Below are 16,388 nucleotides of genomic sequence, written 5' to 3' on the forward strand. Positions count from 1 at the left end.
GAACTGTCTGCGAATCAACAGTTGGTCCCGTCAGCTTTCACTCAGCTGATCACTCCCAAGGATTTGTCATGAACGTTTTCTGGTTTCTTCCGACTCACGGCGACGGCCATTATCTGGGCACGACAAAGGGCGCACGTCCCGTCACCCTCAATTACCTGAAACAGGTGGCGCAGGCCGCCGATGATCTGGGCTATTACGGGGTATTGATTCCGACCGGTCGCTCTTGCGAAGACTCGTGGGTCATCGCCTCGGCACTGGTGCCATTGACCGAGCGTCTGAAGTACCTGGTGGCGATCCGTCCGGGAATCATCTCCCCTACCGTCTCGGCACGCATGGCGGCCACGCTGGATCGTTTATCCGGCGGCCGACTGCTGATCAACGTGGTGACTGGTGGCGACCCGGACGAGAACCGTGGCGACGGCAGCTTCCTCGATCACAGCGAACGCTATGAAGTCACCGACGAATTCCTGAAGATCTGGCGTCGCGTATTACAGGGCGAAGCAGTCGACTTCGAAGGCAAGCACCTGCGCGTGCAGAATGCCAAAGCGCTGTATCCACCGATTCAAAAGCCCTATCCGCCGCTGTACTTTGGTGGCTCTTCCGATGCCGCGCATGACCTTGCGGCCGATCAGGTGGACGTTTACCTGACCTGGGGCGAACCTCCGGCAGCTGTGGCCCAAAAGCTGGCCGATGTGCGTGAACGGGCAGCCCGCAAAGGTCGTACCGTGAAGTTCGGCATTCGCTTGCACGTCATCGTGCGCGAAACCAGTGAAGAAGCCTGGAAAGCCGCCAGCACATTGATCGAACACATCAGCGACGAAACCATCGCTGCGGCCCAGAAATCTTTCTCGCGCTTTGATTCCGAAGGTCAACGCCGTATGGCTGCGCTGCATGACGGACGCCGCGACAACCTGGAAATCGCGCCTAACCTGTGGGCGGGCGTGGGTCTGGTTCGTGGCGGTGCTGGCACGGCACTGGTCGGCAACCCGCAGGAAGTCGCGGCACGCATCAAGGAATACGCAGACCTGGGCATCGATAGCTTCATTTTCTCGGGCTACCCGCACCTGGAAGAAGCGTACCGCTTTGCCGAACTGGTCTTCCCGCTGCTGCCTGAGCCGTACGCCAGCCTCGCCGGGCGCGGCATCACCAATTTGACGGGCCCGTTCGGCGAAATGATCGCCAACGATCTGCCCCCGCAGGCCAAGTGATGTCAGGGCAACTGCTGACCTTACCGCACTCGCCTGCGCTGGCGACCTCGATCAGAGCCACTGCGCAGGTGTTCGAGGACCCCAAATCCAAGGATCTGCTCGCTCACGTACGCCAGGTGGCGCCCAGCGATGCCAGCGTACTGATCATTGGTGAAACCGGCACTGGCAAGGAACTGGTGGCACGGCACGTCCACGAACTGAGTGCCCGTCGCGACAAACCGTTCGTGGCGGTCAACTGCGGCGCGTTCTCCGAGAACCTGATCGAGGCCGAGTTGTTCGGCCACGAGAAAGGCGCCTTCACCGGCGCGATCAGCGCGAAGGCCGGCTGGTTCGAAGAGGCCAATGGCGGCACGCTGTTTCTCGATGAAATCGGCGACCTGCCCATGACTCTCCAGGTCAAGCTGCTGCGCGTACTTCAAGAACGTGAAGTGGTCCGCCTGGGCTCGCGCAAGAGCGTGCCGATTGACGTGCGGGTGCTCGCAGCCACCAACGTACAACTGGAAAAAGCCATCAATGCCGGGCATTTTCGCGAGGACCTTTACTACCGGCTGGACGTGGTCAATCTGGAATTGAGCCCGCTGCGCGAACGGCCCGGCGACATCCTGCCGCTGGCCCGGCATTTCATAGAGGTCTACAGCCAGCGTCTGCGCCATGGCCCGGTGCGCATCAGCGCCGAAGCCGAGCACAAGCTCAAGACCTACAGCTGGCCGGGCAATATTCGCGAGCTGGAAAACGTTATTCATCACACCTTGCTGGTCTGCCGCGACGGGGTCATTCAGCGTGACGACCTGCGCCTGTCGAACCTGAGGATCGAGCGTCAGGACGAGCAGAATCCGGCTGACGAGTCAGCCGAACAGTTGCTCAATCGGGCGTTCCAAAAGCTGTTTGAAGAACAGGCAGGTGCCTTGCACGAGAAGGTCGAAGACACGCTGCTCAGGACCGCGTATCGCTATTGCCATCACAACCAGGTACACACCGCCAGCCTGCTGGGCCTGACCCGCAACGTGACGCGTACGCGTCTGATCAAGATCGGTGAGCTGGCGGTCAACAAACGCAGGCCGGGTGAAAATATACAGGGCGACCGGATGCTGCATTTGTCGGTGTGAAGGTCCAGACCGGTGACGCGGAGCGTCGCGCAATGCATCCCCACGCTGGAGCGGGAGAAACGATCGCCATCCGTAAGAACGCTATCGTGCCCATGCTCCGCGTGGGTATGCCTTTCTGGACGCTCTGCGTCCTCTCCTGATCACGCGGCGCTTCACGACAAACGCATCGCCAGCGCCTTGGCCTGAATCGCCACGTCGGTCACTGCGGTGCTTTCCCACCACATGCCGCGCAGTGGCGGGCCCATGGCGAACAGGCGTGACGAGCAGTGACCTTGCGCGTCGAGCACCGCGCCACCGGCGTCGGCAGCAATGCCCAGCGCAAGCGGTCCGGGCTGAATCAAACCTCGCAGCAGCAATTGCCGAGGCAACGGGCGATCCACGCGTCGCCAGTCGTACTCGATGCCGGTGGAGTTGATCAAGGCATCGCCAACGATCTGCGTCGGTTCGCTATCACCGCGCCGACGCACGCTGATCTGCACCTGGCCTGACGGCAGGCTCGCAACAGCCTGCAACGAAGCGGCGTCAATGCTCAGCCGACCTTGCCTGATCAGTTGCGCCAGCAGTGCGGCGCTGGGTGGTGGCGAGCGATGGTGATGACTCTCCCACCATGGCCGTACATGACGGACAAACTGGCGGCGCTGCCTGTCACTGGCCTGATTCCACAGCCTGCCGACGTTGGCGCGCACGGTGTCCAGCGGGGCCTGCCAGTCAATGCCGCTTTCGATGGCCAGCTCGCACTGCTCGCGCACCTTGCGTACCAGTTGGCGAGTGCTGCGGATACTCGGGTCCTGCGCCAGGAAATCAGACCATTCCGGTGGCTGGCGCCGCACATGGGGCAGCAGGCCATGCCGGGAATAGATCTGAATCGGCCCGCGGTGCCCGGCCTTTTCCAGCGAGACCAGCGCATCGACCATGGTCAGCCCCGAGCCAATGATCAACACCCTGCACTGTGCATCGAGCTGTTGCATTGCCTGTACATTCCAAGGGTCCAGCGCTGCCGCGTTCAGTGCGTTCGACTCACGCTGCGGTGTGCGTGAAGCGGCGTACATACCGGTCGCCAGCACGGCCCGACTGCCACGCAATAGACGACCGTTGGCCAGCGTCACGCTCACGCCGTGTTCATCGATCTGTACATCGACCGCTTCGCCGGGCACATGCGTTGCCGTCGAGCCAAACACCTCGCCAGCGCCACGGGCTTCACGCAATCGCTGCTGGACATAAAGCCCGAACACGCCGCGCGGCGGGAACAGCTCGGCGACCGGGACCTTCTGCCCGGCCGCTTCAGGCCAGCCGCCCTCGGCCAGATAGGCCGTCAGCCAGCGCGTGAGGTCGTCCGGGTCATCGGGGTCGACGCTCATGCGCGCCGCATTGCCATTGAGCGTATGGCCCGGCTCTGTTGCGCTGTAGGCCTCGCCCCGGCCAAGCTCGCTGCGGGTTTCGATGATCAGGATCCGGCGCTGGCCAGGCCTGCGTAGCAACTGCGCCGCCAGCATGGTGCCGCTCAGACCGCCGCCGATGATCAGAATGTCAGCTGTCTGGTTAGGGTCTTCGCTCATCGAACAGCGCCTCGGTCAGTTGCGATAAAAGAACAGGAAGGTCAGAGCACGACGTTACGCACAAAGCGCAAGGGCACGTCAGCCTCATTGCAATAGCGGTGCGGCTGATTGCTGGGGAACATGAAAAACTCGCCTGGACCGATCTGTTGCACGGCCGCAGGATCGGAGAGGCGCAGAGTCAGATACCCTTCTACGATATACACCTGCTCACTCCAGCCGTCCGGATCGGCTTCCGAGACATAGGTATCGCCGGGCTCCAGGCAGAACTCCCACAGCTCGACTTCCCGGCGGGCAATCGCTCGGGCCAGCAGCACGGCCTTGCTGCCAGAAATCGTACCCGCCCAGGCCAGTTCGTTGATACGGCTGTAATCGCGATTTTCGGGGGCCTGGATCAGATCGCTGAACGCCACCTCCAATGCTTCTGCTACCCGGTCCAGCGTCGCCAGACTGACGTTTTTCTCTCCCGCCTCGATAGCGACCAGCATGCGGCGGCTGACCCCGGACTTTTCTGCCAGGGCGGTCTGGCTGAGGTCAGCGCAGTTGCGCAAACGCCGTACGTTCTGGCTGACGTGCTGCAACACGGCTGGGCGCGGGGAATTTTCTTTGTGCATGGTGGTACTCACATCAAACCGTTGCGCATTATACTGCCCAATTCGAGACCATTTTCAGGGTGCTCAGCCTCTCATCAGGCGCATCGTCATTTATAGCCGTTCACAGGAATCTGGAGCTGACATGAAGTCTATCAGCCGATTACCCCGCATCAGCAAGGCAGAAGCCGTTCTGATTCTGATTACCATGCTCTGGGGAGGCACTTTTTTACTGGTACAGCATGCGCTGACCGTCAGCGGCCCTATGCTCTTCGTCGGTCTGCGCTTCGCCGCAGCGGCGCTTATCGTAGCGCTGTTTTCAATGAAGGTGCTGCGCGGACTGACCTTTCTTGAACTCAAGGCCGGCGTATTCATCGGCACCGCGATCATGCTTGGTTATGGCTTGCAGACCATTGGACTGCAAACCATCCCAAGCAGCCAGTCCGCCTTCATCACAGCGCTCTACGTACCCTGCGTGCCTTTATTGCAATGGTTGGTGCTTGGCCGTCGACCGGGCCTGATGCCGACACTGGGCATCCTCCTCGCCTTTACCGGGCTGATGCTGATATCAGGGCCGCAAGGTGCTTCTCTGCAACTCAACTCCGGCGAGATCGTCACGCTGATCAGCGCGGTGGCCATCGCCGCCGAGATCATCATGATCAGCGCCTATGCCGGCAAGGTCGATGTGCGGCGGGTCACCGTGGTGCAGCTGGCAACCGCCTCCGCCCTGGCCTTTCTGATGATCGTGCCGACTCAGGAACGCTTGCCGGATTTCTCCTGGCTACTGGTGCTCAGCGCGGTGGGGCTTGGCGCGATGAGTGCGATTATCCAGATCGCGATGAACTGGGCACAGAAAAGTGTTTCGCCTACACGCGCCACCGTGATTTATGCCGGTGAACCGGTCTGGGCCGGGATTGTCGGAAGACTTGCCGGGGAGCGCTTGCCGGGTATCGCCCTGCTGGGCGCAGCACTGATTGTGGCCGGGGTGATCGTCAGCGAAATGAAGCGGCGTTCTGCCCCCGGTGAACACAGCCTTGCTGAAGAAGATGGCATACGCAAAGCCGAGTGAACGGCGGCTATTGCGCGCCGTGAAACACATGTCCCGTGACAACTTTTTGCTGTCTTAAAAACAGCAGACACTTTTTGTAGGAAATTTCGGAAACAGTCCCTTTGGTATCGGGGTGTCTGGCACGTATGATGCTTGACATTCCCCTGCAGATTAGAAGCCTATGTCCCTGATAGTTCTACTGCTTCTGCCTTTCATCGGCAGCTGTCTGGCGGCCTTTTTGCCGCACAACGCGCGTAACGCAGAATCGTTTCTGGCCGGTCTGGTCGCCCTCATCGGCGCTATCCAGATGGCATTGTGGTTCCCGCAGATCGCCGACGGCGGCGTTATTCGCGAAGAGTACTTCTGGCTGCCGAGCCTGGGGATGAACTTCGTTCTGCGTATCGACGGCTTCGCCTGGCTGTTTTCGATGCTGGTGCTGGGCATTGGTGCGCTGGTCTCGCTCTACGCCCGCTACTACATGTCGCCGGATGATCCGGTGCCGCGTTTCTTCGCGTTTTTCCTGGCTTTCATGGGCGCCATGCTCGGCCTGGTGATGTCCGGCAATCTGATTCAGATCGTGTTTTTCTGGGAGCTGACCAGCCTGTTCTCGTTCCTGCTGATCGGCTACTGGCACCACCGCGCCGATGCACGGCGCGGCGCGTACATGGCGCTGATGGTCACCGGCGCAGGCGGTCTGGCGCTGCTGGCCGGCATGATGATCCTCGGCCATGTGGCCGGCAGTTACGACCTGGACAGGGTGCTGGCATCCGGAGATGCGATTCGCGCCCACGCTCTGTACCCCGTGTTGCTGACCCTGATTCTGATCGGGGCATTGACCAAAAGCGCCCAATTCCCCTTCCATTTCTGGCTGCCCCACGCAATGGCCGCCCCTACACCCGTGTCGGCGTATCTGCACTCGGCGACCATGGTCAAGGCCGGGGTGTTTCTCATGGCACGAATGTGGCCGGCGTTGTCCGGCACTGAGCAATGGTTCTGGATCGTCAGCGGCGCAGGTGCCTGCACGCTGATTCTCGGCGCCTACGCGGCCATCTTCCAGAATGATCTGAAGGGCCTGCTGGCCTACTCGACCATCAGTCATCTGGGCCTGATCACGCTGTTGCTGGGCCTCAACAGCCCGCTGGCTGCGGTGGCTGCGGTCTTTCACATTCTCAACCACGCTACCTTCAAGGCCTCGCTGTTCATGGCCGCCGGGATTATCGACCACGAGAGCGGAACGCGAGATATCCGGCGTCTCAGTGGGCTGGTGAAGCTGCTCCCCTACACCGCAACACTGGCGATGGTCGCCAGTGCATCGATGGCAGGCGTGCCGCTGCTCAACGGGTTTCTGTCCAAGGAAATGTTCTTTGCCGAAACCGTGTTCATTTCCGCCACTGCCTGGGTCGAAATTGCCTTGCCAGTGATCGCGACCATCGCCGGGATATTCAGCGTTGCCTATTCGCTGCGCTTCACGGTCGATGTGTTTTTCGGTCCGGTCGCCAAGGACCTGCCGCACTTGCCGCATGAGCCGCCGCGCTGGATGCGTGCGCCGGTAGAACTGCTGGTGCTGACGTGCCTGATCGTGGGGATTTTCCCGGCGCAATCGGTCGCTCCCCTGCTCGCGGCGGCTGCACGTCCGGTGGTCGGCGGAACATTGCCCGAATACAGCCTGGCGATCTGGCACGGCTGGAATCTGCCGATGGTTATGAGCCTGGTGGCGATGGCTGGCGGTATCATCCTGTATCTATTGCTGCGCAAACCTCTCAAGCACGAGCGCATTACTGCCCCGCCGCTGGTGGGCAGGCTCAACGGCAAGCTCTTTTTCGAACGCAGCCAGGTGGTGATGATGCACTGGGCGTGGCGTTTCGAGCGCAAGGTCAGCACTCGTCGCTTGCAGCCGCAACTGTTTCTGCTGGTACTGGCAGCCGTACTGGGCGGCTTCATCCCGATGTATTTCAGTGGCCTGACCTGGGGCGACCGGCCGAAGATTCCGGGTTCCGGGGTGTTTGTCACGCTCTGGCTTATCGCAATTGCCTGCGCAATAGGTGCAGCCTGGCAAGGCAAGTATCACCGTCTGGCAGCACTGGTCATGGTCAGCGTCTGCGGCCTGATGACCTGCATCACCTTCGTCTGGTTCTCGGCACCTGATCTGGCGCTGACTCAACTGGTCGTGGAGGTGGTGACGACGGTACTGATCCTGCTCGGTCTGCGCTGGCTGCCGCGACGCAACGAAGACGTCGCCCCATTGAGCGCGCGCCTGCGCGCTCGTACCCGGCGAATACGCGACTTCGGGCTGGCGGTTCTTGTCGGCCTGGGTATGGCAATATTGTCCTACGCCATGCTGACCCGTCAGACACCCAACGCTATTTCGTCCTTTTACCTGAGCCGCGCGCTGCCTCAGGGCGGTGGTACCAACGTGGTCAACGTGATGCTGGTGGATTTCCGCGGCTTCGATACGTTTGGCGAAATCACCGTGCTGGCGGCGGTAGCGCTGACAGTGTTTGCCCTGTTGCGACGCTTCCGCCCGCCGAAGGAAAGCATTCTGCTGCCCACACAGCAACGCCTGCTGGCCCGTGACGTGGTGACTGATCTGGTTAACCCGCGCAGTGCCAGCGATACCGCACTCGGTTTCATGATGGTTCCGGCAGCGCTGGTGCGATTACTGTTGCCGATTGCCTTCATCATCTCGATGTACCTGTTCGTTCGTGGTCATAACCAGCCAGGTGGCGGATTTGTGGCCGGTCTGGTGATGTCGGTGGCGTTCCTTCTGCAATACATGGTGGCAGGTACCCAATGGGTCGAGGCGCAAATGAGCCTGCGCCCGTTACGCTGGATGGGCACAGGCCTGTTGTGCGCGGTTCTGACCGGAGCCGGTTCCATGGTGCTGGGTTATCCGTTCATGACCACGCACACCGCGCACGTCGATTTTCCGGTTCTGGGCGATATTCACATTGCCAGTGCGCTGTTCTTTGATGTCGGCGTGTACGCCGTGGTCGTTGGCTCGACGCTGCTGATCCTCACCGCACTGGCTCACCAGTCGGTGCGCAGCCACCGTCCGACGCAACTGCCCAAACCCGTTGCCAACCCGCAAGGAATCCTCTGATGGAAGAAGTCATTGCAATCGCCATCGGCGTGCTGGCCGCCTCGGGCGTCTGGCTGATCCTGCGGCCACGCACCTTTCAGGTGGTCATGGGGCTGTGCCTGCTGTCTTACGGGGTCAACCTGTTCATTTTCAGCATGGGCAGCCTGTTCATCGGCAGAGAACCGATCATCAAGGACGGCATTCCCCAAGACCTGCTCAATTACACTGATCCACTGCCGCAGGCGCTGGTACTGACCGCCATTGTCATCAGCTTCGCCATGACCGCGCTGTTTCTGGTGGTATTGCTCGCCTCCAGAGGCCTGACCGGCACCGACCATGTAGATGGCCGGGAGCCCAAGGCATGAGCTGGATGAATCAACTGATCATTGCGCCGATCCTGCTGCCGTTACTGACCGCAGGGCTGATGCTCTGGCTGGGCGAAAAGCATCGGCCGCTCAAGGGACGTATCAATCTGTTTTCCAGCATCCTCGGGCTAGGCATTTCCGTGGTGCTGTTTCTCTGGGTGCAGCACAGCGGCAGCAGTGGTTCGATCGGTGTCTACCTGCCAGGCAACTGGGGTGTGCCTTTCGGTATCGTGCTGGTGGTAGATCACCTGTCGGCACTGATGCTGGTGCTGACCGGCATAATCGGTGTCTGCGCCCTGTTGTTCGCGCTGGCGCGCTGGGACCGGGCCGGTGCCAGTTTCCACGCACTGTTCCAGATCCAGCTTATGGGGCTATATGGCGCATTCCTGACCGCCGACCTGTTCAACCTGTTCGTATTCTTTGAAGTGCTGCTGGCAGCGTCATACGGCTTGATGCTGCATGGCTCCGGCCGGGCGCGGGTGTCGACCGGCCTGCATTACATTTCGATCAACCTGCTGGCTTCGTCGCTGTTCCTGATCGGCGCTGCGCTGATCTACGGCGTAACCGGCACGCTTAACTTCGCGGATCTGGCGATCAAGATCCCGCAAGTGGCAGAGTCCGATCTGGGCCTGCTGCATGCAGGCGCTGCCATTCTGGCCACGGCATTTCTGGCCAAGGCAGGTATGTGGCCGCTGAACTTCTGGCTGGTCCCGGCCTATTCGGCAGCCAGCGCGCCGGTAGCGGCCATGTTTGCGATCATGACCAAAGTGGGCGTTTACACCCTGCTACGCCTGTGGACACTACTGTTTTCCGGTCAGGCCGGGGCCTCGGCATTCTTCGGCGGCGACTGGTTGATCTACGGCGGCATGGCGACGATTTTCACCGCTGCTATTGCAATCATCGCTGCCCAGCGCCTGGAGCGCCTCGCCAGCCTGAGCATACTGGTATCAGCGGGCATTCTGCTGTCAGCGGTCGGTTTTGCCCAGCCGAGCCTGACTTCGGGTGCGCTGTTCTACATGGTCAGCTCGACGCTGGCGCTGAGCGCAATGTTCCTGCTGGGCGAATTGGTCGAGCGTTCCCGCTCGGCCAACGAGATCCCTCTGGAGTACGACGTGGATCAACTGCCCCGCACCCTTGAGTCGCTGCATCCGCCACCCGGCACCAACCTGGACGACGAGCAGAAAGTCGTAGTCGGTCAGGTCATACCCATGACCATGGCATTTCTGGGCCTGAGCTTTATCGCCTGCGCGTTGCTGATTATCGGCATGCCACCGCTATCGGGGTTCATCGGCAAACTCACGCTGCTCAGCGCGTTGATGAACCCGCTGGGGCTGGACGTCACGCAGGACGAAGCGCTCTCGACCCCGGCATGGATGCTGATCGGCCTGCTGATCTTCTCCGGGCTGGCGTCGCTGATCGCTTTTTCCAGGCTTGGCACACAGCGCTTCTGGACACCACACGAGCGCCCTTCGCCGTTGCTGCGCCGCAATGAATGCTTGCCGATCATCATCCTGCTGGGCCTCTGCGTTGCGCTGACGTTCAAGGCCGAGCCCTTGTTGCGCTATACCCAGGACACCGCCGCCGCGCTGCATGAGCCCAAGCAGTATGTGCAGTCGGTCCTTGCCACACGTCCGATACCCGGCCCTACCAGCCAGGAAATCAGTTCGGAGGGGCAGCCATGAAGCGCCTGTTTCCGGCTCCTCTGCTTTCTCTGGCACTGTGGCTGTTGTGGCTGGTGCTGAACCTGTCGATCAGCCCCGGCCACCTGCTACTGGGTGCGGTGCTGGGCTTGCTCGCGCCCTTGCTGATGGCACCGCTGCGCCCGCTGCCGGTGCGCATCCGCAAACCTGGCACAATCCTGAAGTTTCTGTGCCTGGTCGGGTGGGATGTGGTGGTGTCCAATCTTCAGGTCGGTTTGAGCGTATGGCGGCTCGAAAGTCTTCCGCCACGCTCGGCTTTCGTGCGTATCCCGCTGGACCTGCACGATGCCCATGGCCTCGCCGCGCTGGCGATGGTCACCACGGTCGTACCCGGAACGGTATGGTCGGAACTGGCGCTGGATCGCAGTGTGCTGCTGATGCATGTTTTTGATCTGGAGGATGAAGCGCAATTCATCGAACACTTCAAGACCACCTATGAGCGACCGTTGATGGAGATCTTTCAATGAGTGCATTGCTCGACAACGCGATCCTGATCAGCCTGCTGATCTTCGCCCTGGCGATGGTGATCACCCTGCTGCGCCTGCTCAAGGGTCCCTCAGCCCAGGACCGGGTGCTGGCGCTGGACTACCTGTACATCATTGCCATGCTGATGATGCTGGTGCTCGGCATCCGTTACGCCAGTGACACGTACTTCGAAGCAGCCATGCTGATTGCCCTGTTCGGCTTTGTCGGCTCCTTCGCTCTGGCCAAATTCCTGCTGCGCGGAGAAGTGATCGAATGACCGGACTGCCGAACACCGTGCCCTTCTGGGCTGAGATACTGACCGCCGGGCTGCTGATCGCCAGCAGTCTGTTTGCCTTGACCGGTGCCCTCGGGCTGCTGCGCCTCAAGGACTTCTTCCAGCGCATGCACCCGCCAGCCCTCGCGTCGACGCTGGGCGCCTGGTGCGTTGCGCTGGCGTCGATCATCTATTTCTCTGCGCTGAAGGCAGAGCCGGTGATTCACGCCTGGCTGATTCCGGTGCTGCTGGCAATCACCGTACCTGTGACCACGCTGCTGCTGGCACGTACGGCGCTGTTCCGCAAGCGCATGGCCGGTGACGATGTGCCCGCAGAAGTCAGTAGCGGCACTGGCAATGGAGAATCGGCAGGCGGCTGAATCTTCAGCCTGGCCAGCGTTACTCGCTGGCCTTGAAGGTCAGCTCGCCCTTGCGCCATTTGGCGGCCTTGCCGACTGCGCCTTTGAGAACCTTGCTCATACCGGTCTGCAGCTGCTCTTTTGCGGCAAACACCATGACCACAGCCTGACCTTCCTTGAACACAATGCCGTGGCCTTCAGGGATATCGACGAATGCATATTCGCCCAATCCATACACAGTCATTTTGATTTCACGGAATTTCAATTCGAGCTTGCCGCCTTCACGGCTTGGCAATACCGACGCGCGGAAATGATCGCCCACCTTGAGCTCCAGGCGCGGCTTGTCATCGACGACCAGAGCGGTTTCGGTGTCGATTTCAGCGATATAAATACCTTCGGCTGACTGCTCGGTGATGTAGACAAAACGGGACTGAAACTGCTTGACCAACTGTGCGCGGAGATCGCCGAGCACGAACAAGGCATGGGTATCCAGATTACTTACAGCCAAAGTACAAACCCTCAAACATAAAAATGAGGCTGCCTGATGTCAGGGCAGTCAAGAAAGTGGTTAATCCATAGACCGCGTCAAGCGACCGGATTTTTTCCGGCACGCTGCACGCGGAAGCGCTGAAAGCGCCACCGCAAACCTTGTGCAGGCGGGTGGCGGATTCTACCGGCTCATGGCAGCTACGGGATATATACCTTTTGTACACTGCAGTGTCGCAAAAGCGCTGGAGCCCTGAAACCGGCGGCCAGCTTGACCACGACTTAAAGGCTGGACGGGTTCCAGCCAGGCGATCAATGTGCATTCGGCGATACTGGAAACATATCACTTGTAGGCAGAGCACAAAAGGCCATCTTCTCACACGGCCAAATGCATCGAACTCTTGCATACGTCGGCCACTCCCATAAGAACTGATGAAGACGGGGATATCCCCCGGCGAGGAGATGACATGGAACAGACTACAACGACCATCAACGACCTGTTCACCCAATTGGGACTGGAATCGGACGATGAGAGCATCGAAGCGTTCATCGCCAAGCACCCACTGCCTGACGACGTGAAGCTGATTGATGCCGACTTCTGGACGCCGCAGCAGGCTGACTTTTTAAAGGAACAGCTGCATGAGGATGCCGAATGGGCGATGGTGGTCGACGAACTGAATGTGCGCCTTCACAAATAGCCCGAGTGAACCACTCGGGCGTTGATTCCTATTGCGGATAACCGGGCTGGCCGACATTGGGGTGCAATGTCCTGCCACCCGGTTGCGGGGCATGCACAAAAACAGCGTCACTAAAGGTGCCCATTCTGCCCACCACTGCGTTCCAGTGCGCAGACTGATGGATATAGCGCCAGCGCAATAGCTGCTCTTCATGACTGTCCAGTAAGTAAGGCCCGCCTCGCGCATAATCGATCAGGCGGGCTGAAATGCCTTCGAGCTCGGGAGGAAGCTGAAATTCAGGGCTGTTCGGCACCGGGTCGAAAGGTACCCCCTCATCACAGGCCAGTGCATGCATGACCTGTAACGACACCCTCGACAAGTGACCAAAGACCTGGCGGTTCATACCCACTGCAGCAACGATCGTTTTCATGCCACTCAGGTTTTTTCTGCACGGATAACATTTGCTTTCGCAGGTCTGAACCCTCAGAAATGCCTGTCTGTCCAGCGGGTCGATCCAGTCATCCCGGCTCATGGCACTTAACAGGGCCTGGGCGTTCTTCCAGCAAGGCGCCGCCTCACACGGGCTGTCACGGTTGACCAGGCTGCTTTGCGGACGCGTGAGCAACACGCTTTCTTCCATCTGAGGAGGATAACCACCGCCGATATCGGAATGGGCACCGGGTAAAACGATTTCTTTCGGCCATTCCGGCAGGACGCTGTTAAGCGCGAAGTTGCGCCGTGATTCATCACGAGCAACCAGATGCAGCACCTGTTGGGCACAACCCGGCGGCAGGTACAGATTGACCCTCCTGTTGCTCGCGTCCCGGGTATTGCCCATATCCCTGAAACTGCCGATGGCGGCGACCGTGTCGAACAGGCCGATAACCTTGAGCTGTACACTGCCGTTGCGCCAGCTGAAATGCTCACTCAGCCTGACTTTGCGGCTTTGAAGTATCGGCTCAAGCATTCCTGCCCGCTGTTTCAGGATTTCGTTGGCCAGGTGCCTGGCCGACGCAGCCCCTCGACTGAAGCCGAATACGTCCAGTTCAAGCGCTTCCAGTACACAATCCGGGTTGTCGTGTGGAAATGCCTTCAATACCGTTTCAAGCTTTCTGAATGCATTTTCCACTTTGCATATCACACCAGTGGTGCCACGGCCGAAACTCTGTCCCGGCCATACCGAATCACGCCCGCCGGAGGTAGTACCCGCCCCGCTTACATAGATCGGGTAGTACACCTTCAAGCCTGCACTGTCATTTTCGGCGACACGTTGCAGCCGATAAAGATCAACCAGCCTGGCTATATTACTCAGATCATTACTATAACTACTGCCAGGATGAACATGACGACCCGCACACTCTTTAATGTGCTGACCACCATTCATTTCAATCAATGCCTGACAGTCAGCCCCGATCTGGCTGTTGACGCGATTATTTCCCGTGCCGTCGAAGAAAATTCCGATCCGTGCGGTAACACGCCGCGTTACCACATCCGAGATTGCTGCTGTTTGTTCGACACTCCATTTATCGCTCATATCTTTTCCATCCTTAGAGGCAGACCAAGAAAAGGCCGCACTTAAATCAAAACGTAAATAACGTTGATTTAAACAGCTTGCTTAAAGACGGTGATCAGTCAAGTCATGCAGCGCGTATTCAGAGTATTCCTACAACTTCTGTCGTCAGGTATTTATTATTTATAAACAAACACCTACACGTTTGTGCAAACGGGTTTCAGAACCCGCAATTTCACCAAACAGAAAAACCAGCCGGGCAGGTTATTTAATACTTGATCTAACCTGAGCCGCCTGTTTAAAAAAATCAGCGGCTTTGCGGTTTATACCCAAGGCGCAGACCACCCCAATGTCGCCCGTTGACCACAATAGGCACGGACAGGTCGTGCATCAACTCGCCAGTGTCCCGCGTGTAGGTTTGCAGCAGGACAGGCTGTTGATGGCTGCCGCAGCGAATGCCGGTACGGTCATCGAACTTGCGCTTGCTTCGATTACGCGCATTGTCCACCGTCGCATCGCCTGTCAAAGGCTGACTGAAAGCGTTGTTGTGCGTCGGCACATAACCTTGCTGCGTGCAGGCAATAGCGAATACCAGACCTTCATGGCGCGAAAGCAACGGTTCTTGCAATGCCGGCAATACTTGATCGGTGTAGCGATCAAAACGCGTGGTAAAGCGGGTGGGTGAGGTATTGGGGACGGGTTTGTAGTTGCGATCAAACAAGTCATCCAGGCTGACGCGCCCCTGCACAATGTCAGCCTCGAATTTTTCCGCGATCAGCCGCGCACCTTCGCGGGCCAGGTCATAGATACGCTGGTGATAGTCATCCAGACCGACCTGAGCCAGCCGCTGGCTGATGGTCTCGGCCTGCCCCTCCATCTGTACTGAGGCTTTGGCCAGTTGCCGGGTTTGTTCATCACTGACGGCAAGATCACTGCGCATGTGCTCGACAGCATCGAACAGGCTGGCCAACTGGTCCTGGTTGCTCCTCGCGCCTTGAGCAATTTCGCTGACCTGGCTTTCCACCTCAATCGCAAGCCGGGCGATATTGCCCAGATGCTGTCCGGTCAGCTCGACCTGCTCGACCCCCGCATCGAGATCAGAAGACAGCTCGCGAATCTGCTCCACCACCTGTGCGGTGCGTTGCTGGATATCGGCCACCATCTGCCCGACTTCCCCGGTAGCACTGGCAGTACGGCCCGCAAGCCCGCGTACTTCGTCAGCGACCACCGCAAAACCGCGCCCGTGCTCACCTGCCCGGGCAGCTTCGATGGCCGCATTGAGCGCCAGCAGGTTGGTCTGGCTGGCGATAGATTGAATGACCAGCGTCACACGCTGGATTTCTTCACTGCGCTGGCTCAACGCCTCGATCAACTCACGACTGCCGACAGCACGCTTGCTCAAGAGGTGCATGCGCTCGATGGACTCATTCAGAACGCCGCTTCCCGATTCGCTGCGCTGGCGCGCCTCACTGGCTGCAACCAATGCCTGTTGACTCAACTGGGCAGTCTGCTGCTCGGTCGCAATCATCTGTTCGGCGCTGTTGACTATCTGTCCGGCAGCACCCAGCTGCGACTGCACCTTGCCCGCCAGTTGCCCGACAGAAAATGCCACCTGAGCAGCCGACAGTGCGTTGTGGCTAGTGGTGCGCGACAGGTCGCGGGTCAGCAGCGCGATATCACTGTCACTTGCCTCGACTTGCAGGCCAGGCTGCCTTCTGCGCAACAAAAGCGGCAGCCAGGCGACCAGCAGCGCTGCGGGAATGACGATATAAAGAGACAAACCGATAACGCTCATGGCGGCGAAGAGCAGGCACAACACGACACTTTGCACCGCTGGCACCCACCACTTCGACGCAGCGCCGCGAGCATCGGCCAGTGGTAATCCGGCTGCCATGGATAGGTTCTCGGCCATGCTGCGTCACCCCATCTGTATTTATCATTATTACGTTTATTAAACGCTAGATAACG

15 protein-coding genes are annotated in these 16,388 nt (G+C 59.4%); 10 read left to right on the forward strand and 5 right to left on the reverse strand.

Annotated features, from left to right (window positions below; genetic code table 11):
* Positions 1-68: 68 nt before the first annotated feature.
* Positions 69-1,208 (forward strand): FMNH2-dependent alkanesulfonate monooxygenase, encoded by a 1,140-nt coding sequence (gene ssuD, locus FFH21_RS16860; RefSeq protein WP_004656807.1) that lies wholly within the window; start codon positions 69-71, stop codon positions 1,206-1,208.
* Entirely contained in the window at positions 1,208-2,314 is a 1,107-nt protein-coding gene (locus FFH21_RS16865) for a sigma-54-dependent Fis family transcriptional regulator (RefSeq protein WP_004665723.1), read from the forward strand. Before ssuD ends, FFH21_RS16865 begins: the two co-directional genes overlap by 1 nt.
* Positions 2,315-2,466: 152 nt before the next feature.
* Here FFH21_RS16865 and FFH21_RS16875 read toward each other — a convergent pair whose 3' ends face one another.
* The gene (locus FFH21_RS16875; protein ID WP_004665724.1) at positions 2,467-3,870 is read right to left on the reverse strand and encodes an FAD/NAD(P)-binding protein; all 1,404 of its coding nucleotides are present in this window, start codon (positions 3,868-3,870) and stop codon (positions 2,467-2,469) included.
* Positions 3,871-3,911: 41 nt separating this feature from the next.
* Positions 3,912-4,481, reverse strand: a complete 570-nt coding sequence (locus tag FFH21_RS16880; protein ID WP_011168990.1) for a helix-turn-helix domain-containing protein — start codon at positions 4,479-4,481, stop codon at positions 3,912-3,914.
* 121 nt (positions 4,482-4,602) lie between these two features.
* On the opposite strand from FFH21_RS16880, the gene FFH21_RS16885 reads away from it, so the two are divergent.
* From FFH21_RS16885 to FFH21_RS16915, 7 genes are all read left to right on the forward strand, one after another.
* A complete protein-coding gene (locus FFH21_RS16885) occupies positions 4,603-5,526 on the forward strand; it encodes a DMT family transporter (RefSeq protein ID WP_011168991.1) in 924 nt (307 codons plus the stop codon).
* A gap of 160 nt (positions 5,527-5,686) precedes the next feature.
* Positions 5,687-8,605, forward strand: coding sequence for a monovalent cation/H+ antiporter subunit A (locus FFH21_RS16890; protein WP_011168992.1), 2,919 nt, complete (start codon positions 5,687-5,689; stop codon positions 8,603-8,605).
* Entirely contained in the window at positions 8,605-8,949 is a 345-nt protein-coding gene (locus FFH21_RS16895; RefSeq protein WP_002554068.1) for a Na+/H+ antiporter subunit C, read from the forward strand. Before FFH21_RS16890 ends, FFH21_RS16895 begins: the two co-directional genes overlap by 1 nt.
* A complete protein-coding gene (locus FFH21_RS16900; RefSeq protein WP_054073061.1) occupies positions 8,946-10,631 on the forward strand; it encodes a monovalent cation/H+ antiporter subunit D in 1,686 nt (561 codons plus the stop codon). Before FFH21_RS16895 ends, FFH21_RS16900 begins: the two co-directional genes overlap by 4 nt.
* Complete coding sequence (locus FFH21_RS16905; RefSeq protein ID WP_011168993.1) at positions 10,628-11,116, forward strand: Na+/H+ antiporter subunit E; 489 nt, start codon at positions 10,628-10,630, stop codon at positions 11,114-11,116. Before FFH21_RS16900 ends, FFH21_RS16905 begins: the two co-directional genes overlap by 4 nt.
* A complete protein-coding gene (locus FFH21_RS16910) occupies positions 11,113-11,391 on the forward strand; it encodes a K+/H+ antiporter subunit F (RefSeq protein ID WP_002554071.1) in 279 nt (92 codons plus the stop codon). Before FFH21_RS16905 ends, FFH21_RS16910 begins: the two co-directional genes overlap by 4 nt.
* On the forward strand, positions 11,388-11,768 hold the full coding sequence (locus FFH21_RS16915) for a Na+/H+ antiporter subunit G (protein WP_002554072.1): 381 nt from the start codon (positions 11,388-11,390) through the stop codon (positions 11,766-11,768). The genes FFH21_RS16910 and FFH21_RS16915 overlap by 4 nt, the downstream gene beginning before the upstream one ends.
* Positions 11,769-11,787: 19 nt before the next feature.
* Here FFH21_RS16915 and FFH21_RS16920 read toward each other — a convergent pair whose 3' ends face one another.
* Positions 11,788-12,255 (reverse strand): hypothetical protein, encoded by a 468-nt coding sequence (locus tag FFH21_RS16920; RefSeq protein ID WP_002554073.1) that lies wholly within the window; start codon positions 12,253-12,255, stop codon positions 11,788-11,790.
* 445 nt (positions 12,256-12,700) lie between these two features.
* On the opposite strand from FFH21_RS16920, the gene FFH21_RS16925 reads away from it, so the two are divergent.
* The gene (locus FFH21_RS16925; RefSeq protein ID WP_004656835.1) at positions 12,701-12,931 is read left to right on the forward strand and encodes a DUF2789 domain-containing protein; all 231 of its coding nucleotides are present in this window, start codon (positions 12,701-12,703) and stop codon (positions 12,929-12,931) included.
* Positions 12,932-12,959: 28 nt separating this feature from the next.
* On the opposite strand, the gene FFH21_RS16930 is transcribed toward FFH21_RS16925, so the two are convergent.
* Positions 12,960-14,444, reverse strand: a complete 1,485-nt coding sequence (locus FFH21_RS16930; RefSeq protein WP_004665730.1) for a DUF2235 domain-containing protein — start codon at positions 14,442-14,444, stop codon at positions 12,960-12,962.
* Positions 14,445-14,727: 283 nt separating this feature from the next.
* Positions 14,728-16,332, reverse strand: coding sequence for a methyl-accepting chemotaxis protein (locus FFH21_RS16935; protein WP_011168995.1), 1,605 nt, complete (start codon positions 16,330-16,332; stop codon positions 14,728-14,730).
* Positions 16,333-16,388 lie beyond the last annotated feature (56 nt).

Source organism: Pseudomonas sp. KBS0707, assembly GCF_005937945.2.
Classification (GTDB): domain Bacteria; phylum Pseudomonadota; class Gammaproteobacteria; order Pseudomonadales; family Pseudomonadaceae; genus Aquipseudomonas; species Aquipseudomonas amygdali.

What these genes read in the sequence shown, in the direction of transcription:
- FFH21_RS16895 (WP_002554068.1), top strand. Translation starts at nt 8,605, where the DNA reads ATGGAAGAAGTCATTGCAATCGCCATCGGCGTGCTGGCCGCCTCGGGC.
- FFH21_RS16915 (WP_002554072.1), top strand. Translation starts at nt 11,388, where the DNA reads ATGACCGGACTGCCGAACACCGTGCCCTTCTGGGCTGAGATACTGACC.
- FFH21_RS16900 (WP_054073061.1), top strand. Translation starts at nt 8,946, where the DNA reads ATGAGCTGGATGAATCAACTGATCATTGCGCCGATCCTGCTGCCGTTA.
- FFH21_RS16885 (WP_011168991.1), top strand. Translation starts at nt 4,603, where the DNA reads ATGAAGTCTATCAGCCGATTACCCCGCATCAGCAAGGCAGAAGCCGTT.
- FFH21_RS16865 (WP_004665723.1), top strand. Translation starts at nt 1,208, where the DNA reads ATGTCAGGGCAACTGCTGACCTTACCGCACTCGCCTGCGCTGGCGACC.
- FFH21_RS16880 (WP_011168990.1), bottom strand. Translation starts at nt 4,481, where the DNA reads ATGCACAAAGAAAATTCCCCGCGCCCAGCCGTGTTGCAGCACGTCAGC.
- FFH21_RS16910 (WP_002554071.1), top strand. Translation starts at nt 11,113, where the DNA reads ATGAGTGCATTGCTCGACAACGCGATCCTGATCAGCCTGCTGATCTTC.
- FFH21_RS16925 (WP_004656835.1), top strand. Translation starts at nt 12,701, where the DNA reads ATGGAACAGACTACAACGACCATCAACGACCTGTTCACCCAATTGGGA.
- FFH21_RS16890 (WP_011168992.1), top strand. Translation starts at nt 5,687, where the DNA reads ATGTCCCTGATAGTTCTACTGCTTCTGCCTTTCATCGGCAGCTGTCTG.
- FFH21_RS16905 (WP_011168993.1), top strand. Translation starts at nt 10,628, where the DNA reads ATGAAGCGCCTGTTTCCGGCTCCTCTGCTTTCTCTGGCACTGTGGCTG.
- ssuD (WP_004656807.1), top strand. Translation starts at nt 69, where the DNA reads ATGAACGTTTTCTGGTTTCTTCCGACTCACGGCGACGGCCATTATCTG.
- FFH21_RS16935 (WP_011168995.1), bottom strand. Translation starts at nt 16,332, where the DNA reads ATGGCCGAGAACCTATCCATGGCAGCCGGATTACCACTGGCCGATGCT.
- FFH21_RS16930 (WP_004665730.1), bottom strand. Translation starts at nt 14,444, where the DNA reads ATGAGCGATAAATGGAGTGTCGAACAAACAGCAGCAATCTCGGATGTG.
- FFH21_RS16875 (WP_004665724.1), bottom strand. Translation starts at nt 3,870, where the DNA reads ATGAGCGAAGACCCTAACCAGACAGCTGACATTCTGATCATCGGCGGC.